The following is a 6896-nucleotide window of genomic DNA, read 5'->3' on the forward strand; positions in this document are numbered from 1 at the left end:
TCATGGCAAAGATCAAGAAGGACGACCTCGTCCAGGTGCTCAGCGGTAAGGACCGCGGCAAGCAGGGCAAAGTGCTCGAAGTCCGTCCCGCCGACGAGCGCGTCGTCGTCGAAGGTGTCAACCGCATCAAGCGGCACCTGCGCGCCGGCCAGTTCGGCAACAGCGAGGGCGGCATCGTCGAGTCCGAGGCCCCCATCCACATCTCCAACGTCGCCGTGGTGGACCCTGAGACGGGCAAGCCCACCCGCGTCGGCTACCGGGAGGAGACCGTCGAGCGTGACGGCCGCACCAAGACGGTGCGCGTGCGCTACGCCAAGGCCTCCGGAAAGGACCTGTGATGACCGAGGTGCAGAGCGTGAGCGAGAAGATCACCCCCCGACTGAAGACGAAGTACCAGGACGAGATCCGAGAGTCGCTGCAGAGCGAGTTCAGCTACTCCAACGTCATGGAGGTCCCCGGCCTGGTCAAGGTCGTGGTCAACATGGGCGTCGGCGAGGCTGCCCGTGACTCGAAGCTGATCGACGGTGCGGTCAACGACCTCACCCAGATCACCGGCCAGAAGCCGAAGGTCACCCGCGCCCGGAAGTCCATCGCGCAGTTCAAGCTGCGTGAGGGCCAGCCCATCGGCGCCCACACCACCCTGCGCGGCGACCGCATGTGGGAGTTCCTGGACCGCCTGGTCACCTTCGCGCTGCCCCGTATCCGCGACTTCCGCGGCCTCTCGGGCAAGCAGTTCGACGGCAACGGCAACTACACCTTCGGTCTGACCGAGCAGTCGGTCTTCCACGAGATCGACCAGGACAAGATCGACCGTCCGCGCGGTATGGACATCACTGTGGTGACCTCCGCGAAGACCGACGAAGAGGGCCGGGCGCTGCTCAAGGCGATCGGCTTCCCCTTCAAGACCGACCAGTAAGCACTACACCGCAGGTCCGCGCACCAGAGGTCCCCTTCGGAGCGCGGAAACCACGGTGAGGAAGGGCAGCAGCCCCACATGACAATGACTGACCCAGTCGCAGACATGCTGACTCGTCTGCGCAACGCCAACTCGGCCTACCACGACCAGGTCTCCATGCCCAGCTCCAAGCTGAAGGTCCGGGTGGCCGACATCCTCAAGGCCGAGGGTTACATCACCGAGTGGCGCGAGGAAGAGGCCGAGGTCGGCAAGACCCTGGTCATCGACCTGAAGTTCGGACCGAACCGTGAGCGGTCGATCGCCGGACTGCGCCGCATCTCGAAGCCCGGTCTGCGCGTCTACGCGAAGTCCGACAACCTCCCGCACGTGCTGGGCGGCCTGGGCATCGCGATCCTGTCCACATCCTCCGGTCTTCTCACCGACCGGCAGGCAGCGAAGAAGGGCGTCGGCGGGGAAGTCCTCGCCTACGTCTGGTGACGGAAGGGAGACGAAGCACTATGTCACGCATCGGTAAGCTTCCGATCACCGTGCCGGCCGGCGTGGAGGTTGACCTCCAGGGCCGCGACATCCGCGTCAAGGGCCCGAAGGGCGAGCTCGCGCGCGTACTGCCCGAGGGCATCAACGTCGCCGTCGACGAGGGCACCGTCACGGTGACCCGCCCCGACGACGAGCGCGAGTCCCGCTCGCTGCACGGTCTGACCCGGACCCTGATCAACAACATGGTCATCGGTGTGACCGACGGCTACACCAAGAAGCTCGAGATCGTCGGCACCGGATACCGCGTGCTGGCCAAGGGCAGCGACCTCGAGTTCGCCCTCGGCTACTCGCACCCGATCCAGGTCCCGGCACCGGAGGGCATCACCTTCCAGGTCGAGGGCGCCAATAAGCTGGCCGTCACCGGGATCGACAAGCAGCTGGTCGGCGAGGTCGCCGCGAACATCCGCAAGCTGCGCCGCCCCGACCCCTATAAGGGCAAGGGCGTGCGCTATGAGGGCGAGCAGCTTCGCCGCAAGGCCGGAAAGGCAGGTAAGTGATCATGGCTATCGGAATCCAGGGCAAGTCCAAGTCCGCAGCCCGCAGCCGTCGTCACCTGCGCCTGCGCAAGAAGATCGCCGGGTCGGCCGAGCGCCCGCGCCTGGTGGTCAACCGCTCGTCCCGTCACATGGTCGCCCAGCTCGTCGACGACACCGTCGGCCGTACGCTGGTCTCGGCCACCACGATGGAGCCCGAGCTGCGCAGCCACGAGGGCGACAAGACCGCGAAGTCCAAGCGCGTCGGCGAGCTCATCGCCGAGCGTGCCAAGGCAGCTGGTATCGAGGCCGTGGTCTTCGACCGCGGTGGCAATAAGTACCACGGTCGCGTGGCCGCCGTCGCCGACGGCGCCCGGGAAGGTGGACTGGACCTGTGAGCGAGAACGTCAACACCACTGAGAACAACACTGCGAAGGACGTCTCTGTGACTGAGGCCAACGAGAACGCCGCCGCCTCTGCCGAGCAGGCTCAGGCCGCAGGCGAGACCCAGGACTCCGGCGACGCCGGCCGCGGCGGTCGCGAGGACCGCTCCGGCCGCGGTGGACGCGGAGGTCGCGGCGAGGGCCGCTCCGGCGGTCGTGGAGGCCGCGGCGGACGCGATGACGACAAGGACAAGTTCCTTGAGCGTGTCGTGACCATCAACCGTGTCTCCAAGGTCGTCAAGGGTGGCCGTCGGTTCAGCTTCACCGCACTGGTCGTTGTCGGCGACGGCGACGGCATGGTCGGTGTGGGCTACGGCAAGGCCAAGGAGGTGCCCGCCGCCATCCAGAAGGGTGTCGAGGAGGCGAAGAAGTCGTTCTTCCGCGTCCCGCGCGTCGGCTCCACCATTCCGCACCTGGTCAAGGGCGAGGATGCGGCAGGCGTGGTCCTGCTGCGCCCGGCCTCCCCGGGTACCGGAGTGATTGCCGGTGGTCCGGTCCGCGCCGTGCTCGAGTGCGCCGGAATCCACGACGTGCTGACCAAGTCGATGGGATCGGTCAACGCGATCAACATCGTCCACGGCACCATCGACGCTCTCAAGCAGCTCGAGGAGCCGCAGGCCGTGGCCGCACGCCGCGGGAAGGCCCTCGACGAGGTCGCGCCGGCCGCCATGCTCCGCACTATGGAGGACGAGCGGGCCGCCCGTGCGCAGAAGGCAGGTGCATGAGTATGACCACCGTCCGTCAGACCACCCCGAAGAACCTGGTTCCCTCCGACGCCAAGCTGGAGATCACCCAGGTCAAGTCCACTATCGGTGCTCCACCGAACCACCGTGAGACCATCCGGTCGCTCGGGCTCAAGCGCATCGGCCACACTGTGGTCCGTGACGCCGACGCCGTGACCGTGGGCATGATCAACTCGGTGAAGCACCTCGTGCAGGTTGAGGAGGCCAAGTGATGGCACAGAACGACGCTGCCGAGTCCGAGGTTCTGAAGGTCCACGACCTGCGTTCTGCCCCCGGTTCCCGCAAGTCCCGCACTCGTGTGGGCCGCGGTGAGGCCTCGAAGGGCAAGACCGCAGGCCGCGGTACCAAGGGCACCAAGGCTCGCTACCAGGTCCGCGCCGGCTTCGAAGGTGGGCAGCTTCCGCTGCACATGCGCCTGCCGAAGCTGCGCGGCTTCAAGAACCCCTTCCGTGTGGAGTACTCCCCGGTGAACATCGCGACCCTGGCGGAGCTCTTCCCCCAGGGCGGCGAGGTCACTGTGGAGGCACTGGTCTCCCGCGGAGTGGCCAAGAAGGGACGCCCGGTGAAGATCCTGGGCACCGGTGAGATCTCCGTCGCCGTGCAGGTCAAGGCCCACGCCTTCTCCGCATCGGCCGAGCAGAAGATCACCGCTGCCGGCGGCTCCACCGAGCAGCTGAGCCTGACTCCGGCTCAGACCCAGGGCTGAGCCCCTGGTCCTCTGCACTGTGACGGCCCCCGTCCGATCCCGCCGCCCGAGATGTTCGGGAACCCCGGCGGACGGGCGGGGGCCGTCCCGTGTTCCGGCGGCGGACGATGTCCGAGGTGCCGTCGCCGGGCGCTAGGATGGCTGTGTCTGTGCGGTGAGCCGCGCTCCGCCGCTGTCGACGATGTATCACCTCGTGAAGGAGGCCTCTTGTTCAGCGCAATCGCCAGGGTGTTCCGCACACCCGACCTGCGCCGGAAGATCTGGTTCACCATCGGCATCATCACGATCTACCGGATCGGTGCCTTCATCCCGGCTCCCGGGGTGGACTACGGTGCCGTGCAGCAGTGCCTGGCACTGGGCACCACCGAAGGCGGCCTGTACTCCTTCGTCAATATGTTCTCCGGCGGCGCGATGCTTCAGGTCTCGGTCTTCGCCCTGGGGATCATGCCCTACATCACCGCGGCGATCATCGTGCAGCTGCTGCGTGTGGTGATCCCCCGGTTCGAGAACCTTCAGCGTGAGGGGCCGCAGGGTCAGGCCAAGCTGACCCAGTACACCCGGTATCTCACGCTGGGCCTGGCCACGCTCAATGCCACGACCCTGGTCACCATGGCCCGCTCCGGGGCGCTGCTGCAGTGCGATATCCCGATCATCCCGGACGAGTCGCTCTGGACCATCCTGCTGATGATCCTGGTGATGACCTGCGGCGTGGCGCTGATCATGTGGCTCGGTGAGCAGATCACCGAGCGCGGGGTCGGCAACGGGATGTCGATCCTGATCTTCGTCTCCATCGCCGCGGGCTTCCCCGCCGCCATGGGCGAGATCTGGACGACTCAGGGCTGGCGGACCTTCGCCGCCGTCATGGTGGTGGGTCTGTTCACCATCGCCGCAGTGGTCTTCGTCGAGCAGTCCCAGCGCCGTGTCCCGGTGCAGTACGCCAAGCGGCAGATCGGGCGGCGCACTGTGGGCGGCACCTCCACCTACATTCCGATCAAGGTCAACATGGCCGGGGTCATCCCCGTCATCTTCTCCTCCTCGGTGCTGATGCTTCCGCAGGTGATCAGCCAGTTCAATCAGCCGGCGCCGGGGGAGGAGCCCAATCAGTTCATCCAGTGGGTGCAGACCTACTTCCAGTCCGGGGCGCATCCGGTCTACATGATCACGTTCTTCCTGCTGACCATCTTCTTCACGTACTTCTACGTGACGATCACGTTCAACCCGAACGAGGTCGCGGAGAACATGCGCAAATTCGGCGGGTTCATCCCCGGTGTGCGTGCCGGGCGTCCCACGGAGAACTACCTGGCCTATGTGATCTCTCGGATCACCTTCCCCGGCTCGCTGTACCTCGGTGCGGTCGCGCTGATTCCGCTGATCGCGTTCGTGTGGATCGGGGCCAGCCAGAACTTCCCGTTCGGCGGCACCTCCATCCTCATCATGGTCGGCGTGGGGCTCACCACGGTGAAACAGATCAACGCTCAGATGGAACAGAGAAACTACGAAGGGTTGCTGCGATGACACGTATGCTGATCGTCGGTCCCGCCGGATCCGGCAAGGGGACCCAGTCGAAGCGGATCGCCGAGGAGCTGGGGATCGTCGCGATCTCCACCGGTGATATCTTCCGGGCCAACATCAAGGGTGAGACGGAGCTGGGCCGTGAGGCCAAGACCTACGTCGACGCCGGGGATCTGGTCCCCGATTCGGTGACCAACCGGATGGTCGAGGACCGGCTCGCCTGGGAGGACGCCGCCGAGGGGTTCCTGCTCGACGGTTACCCCCGCAACCGCACGCAGGTCACGGCACTGGATGAGATGCTGGGGCGTCTGGGCGTGGAGCTCGACGTCGTCCTGGAGCTGACCGCTGACCGCGAAGAGCTCACGCAGCGGCTGAAGAAGCGGGCGGAGATCGAGGGGCGGCAGGACGACGCCGACGAGTCCGCCATCCGTCGTCGTCTGGAGCTCTTCGACTCGGAGACCGCGCCGATGATCGCCGAGTACGAGTCCCGGGGGCTGCTGCGCCGGGTGGACGGCCTCGGGGAGATCGACGAGGTCAACGCCCGCATCATGGCTGCGCTGAAGGGCTAAGTGCGGGCTGATGTTCTCGCGCCACCGTATCGAGCTGAAGACTGCCGAGCAGCTGCGGCACATGGATGCCGCCGGAAGCATCCTCGCCTCGGCGCTCGACGCCGTCGTCGCCGCTGCCGAGCCAGGGCGTACGACGGCTGAGCTGGACGATGTCTTCGCCGCCTTCATCGCCGAGCGTGGGGCCACACCGAACTTCCTGGGCTACCATGGGTTCCCGCGGCATATCTGTGCCTCGGTCAACGAGGAGGTCGTCCACGGGATCCCCGGTGAGCGGGTGCTGGCTCAGGGCGATGTGCTCAAGGTCGATGCCGGGTGCGTCATCGCCGGGTGGCATTCGGACTCGGCGCGGACCATCGTCCTCGGTGATTCTGCCCGGGGTACGGCGGAGGCCGCCGATGAGCGGCTTTCTGAGATCACCCGTGCGGCGATGTGGCGGGGCATCGCGGCGTTCGCCGAGGCCACCCATATCGGTGAGGTGGGTGAGGCCATCGAGGAGTATGTGCTCGCCCAGCCTGGGCCTCGGCTGGGGATCCTGGAGGACTACATCGGCCACGGCATCGGTTCGGCCATGCATATGGCCCCGGATGTCTTCAACTACGCCACCGGTCACCGCGGGGCGCGGATCCGCCCGGGCACGGCAGTGGCCATCGAGCCGATGCTGGTGCGCGGGGGGATCGAGACCCGGGTGTTGGAGGACGACTGGACGGTGGTCACCACCGACGGCGCCCGGGCCAGCCAATGGGAGCACTCGGTGGCTCGGCACGCTGAGGGGGTGTGGGTGCTCACCGCCCACGACGGCGGCGCCTCCGAGCTGGAGCCCCTAGGCATCACCCCCGTCCCCCTTCCCTAACTCACCACGTTTATCCGAATCCTCTGCGTGATCCGGGCTCTATAAGGGACGGATTCTGCAGAGAGTTCGGATTTTTGTGGGTGAGGGGAGAACGAGGTGCCTCAAGTCAAGTTGCCCGCGAAATGATTCCCGTGCCTCACATAGGAA

11 protein-coding genes are annotated in these 6896 nt (G+C 66.4%); all 11 read left to right on the plus strand.

Annotation, left to right across the window (positions count from 1 at the left end; translation table 11 throughout):
- Positions 1–2 precede the first annotated feature (2 nt).
- A complete protein-coding gene (gene rplX, locus RIL96_RS09720; RefSeq protein WP_310548822.1) occupies positions 3–338 on the plus strand; it encodes a 50S ribosomal protein L24 in 336 nt (111 codons plus the stop codon).
- Positions 338–916 carry a 50S ribosomal protein L5 gene (rplE, locus tag RIL96_RS09725; RefSeq protein WP_310548823.1) on the plus strand — a complete coding sequence of 193 codons (579 nt, stop codon included), beginning with the start codon at positions 338–340 and terminating at the stop codon, positions 914–916. Before rplX ends, rplE begins: the two co-directional genes overlap by 1 nt.
- A 78-nt stretch (positions 917–994) precedes the next feature.
- Positions 995–1393, plus strand: coding sequence for a 30S ribosomal protein S8 (rpsH, locus tag RIL96_RS09730; RefSeq protein ID WP_261624111.1), 399 nt, complete (start codon positions 995–997; stop codon positions 1391–1393).
- A 20-nt stretch (positions 1394–1413) separates the two neighbouring features.
- Positions 1414–1950: a 50S ribosomal protein L6 gene (gene rplF, locus RIL96_RS09735; protein WP_310548824.1), complete on the plus strand. Its 537-nt coding sequence runs from the start codon at positions 1414–1416 to the stop codon at positions 1948–1950.
- A gap of 2 nt (positions 1951–1952) precedes the next feature.
- Positions 1953–2324: a 50S ribosomal protein L18 gene (gene rplR / locus RIL96_RS09740; RefSeq protein WP_310548825.1), complete on the plus strand. Its 372-nt coding sequence runs from the start codon at positions 1953–1955 to the stop codon at positions 2322–2324.
- A complete protein-coding gene (gene rpsE, locus RIL96_RS09745; protein ID WP_310548826.1) occupies positions 2321–3094 on the plus strand; it encodes a 30S ribosomal protein S5 in 774 nt (257 codons plus the stop codon). The genes rplR and rpsE overlap by 4 nt, the downstream gene beginning before the upstream one ends.
- Positions 3095–3096: 2 nt before the next feature.
- Positions 3097–3324 (plus strand): 50S ribosomal protein L30, encoded by a 228-nt coding sequence (rpmD, locus tag RIL96_RS09750; RefSeq protein ID WP_374761880.1) that lies wholly within the window; start codon positions 3097–3099, stop codon positions 3322–3324.
- Positions 3324–3818, plus strand: coding sequence for a 50S ribosomal protein L15 (gene rplO / locus RIL96_RS09755; protein WP_310548828.1), 495 nt, complete (start codon positions 3324–3326; stop codon positions 3816–3818). The genes rpmD and rplO overlap by 1 nt, the downstream gene beginning before the upstream one ends.
- Positions 3819–4025: 207 nt before the next feature.
- Positions 4026–5333, plus strand: a complete 1308-nt coding sequence (secY, locus tag RIL96_RS09760) for a preprotein translocase subunit SecY (RefSeq protein ID WP_310548829.1) — start codon at positions 4026–4028, stop codon at positions 5331–5333.
- Complete coding sequence (locus tag RIL96_RS09765) at positions 5330–5899, plus strand: adenylate kinase (protein ID WP_310548830.1); 570 nt, start codon at positions 5330–5332, stop codon at positions 5897–5899. Before secY ends, RIL96_RS09765 begins: the two co-directional genes overlap by 4 nt.
- A gap of 10 nt (positions 5900–5909) precedes the next feature.
- Positions 5910–6749, plus strand: coding sequence for a type I methionyl aminopeptidase (map, locus tag RIL96_RS09770; protein ID WP_310548831.1), 840 nt, complete (start codon positions 5910–5912; stop codon positions 6747–6749).
- The last annotated feature ends 147 nt before the right edge of the window (positions 6750–6896 follow it).

The sequence above is a fragment of the Nesterenkonia aerolata genome (assembly GCF_031470965.1).
In the GTDB taxonomy this organism is placed as follows: Bacteria; Actinomycetota; Actinomycetes; order Actinomycetales; family Micrococcaceae; genus Nesterenkonia; species Nesterenkonia aerolata.

Coding starts and splice junctions, on each gene's coding strand:
- rplX (WP_310548822.1), top strand. CDS start 3: ATGGCAAAGATCAAGAAGGACGACCTCGTCCAGGTGCTCAGCGGTAAG.
- rplE (WP_310548823.1), top strand. CDS start 338: ATGACCGAGGTGCAGAGCGTGAGCGAGAAGATCACCCCCCGACTGAAG.
- rpsH (WP_261624111.1), top strand. CDS start 995: ATGACAATGACTGACCCAGTCGCAGACATGCTGACTCGTCTGCGCAAC.
- rplF (WP_310548824.1), top strand. CDS start 1,414: ATGTCACGCATCGGTAAGCTTCCGATCACCGTGCCGGCCGGCGTGGAG.
- rplR (WP_310548825.1), top strand. CDS start 1,953: ATGGCTATCGGAATCCAGGGCAAGTCCAAGTCCGCAGCCCGCAGCCGT.
- rpmD (WP_374761880.1), top strand. CDS start 3,097: ATGACCACCGTCCGTCAGACCACCCCGAAGAACCTGGTTCCCTCCGAC.
- rplO (WP_310548828.1), top strand. CDS start 3,324: ATGGCACAGAACGACGCTGCCGAGTCCGAGGTTCTGAAGGTCCACGAC.
- RIL96_RS09765 (WP_310548830.1), top strand. CDS start 5,330: ATGACACGTATGCTGATCGTCGGTCCCGCCGGATCCGGCAAGGGGACC.
- map (WP_310548831.1), top strand. CDS start 5,910: ATGTTCTCGCGCCACCGTATCGAGCTGAAGACTGCCGAGCAGCTGCGG.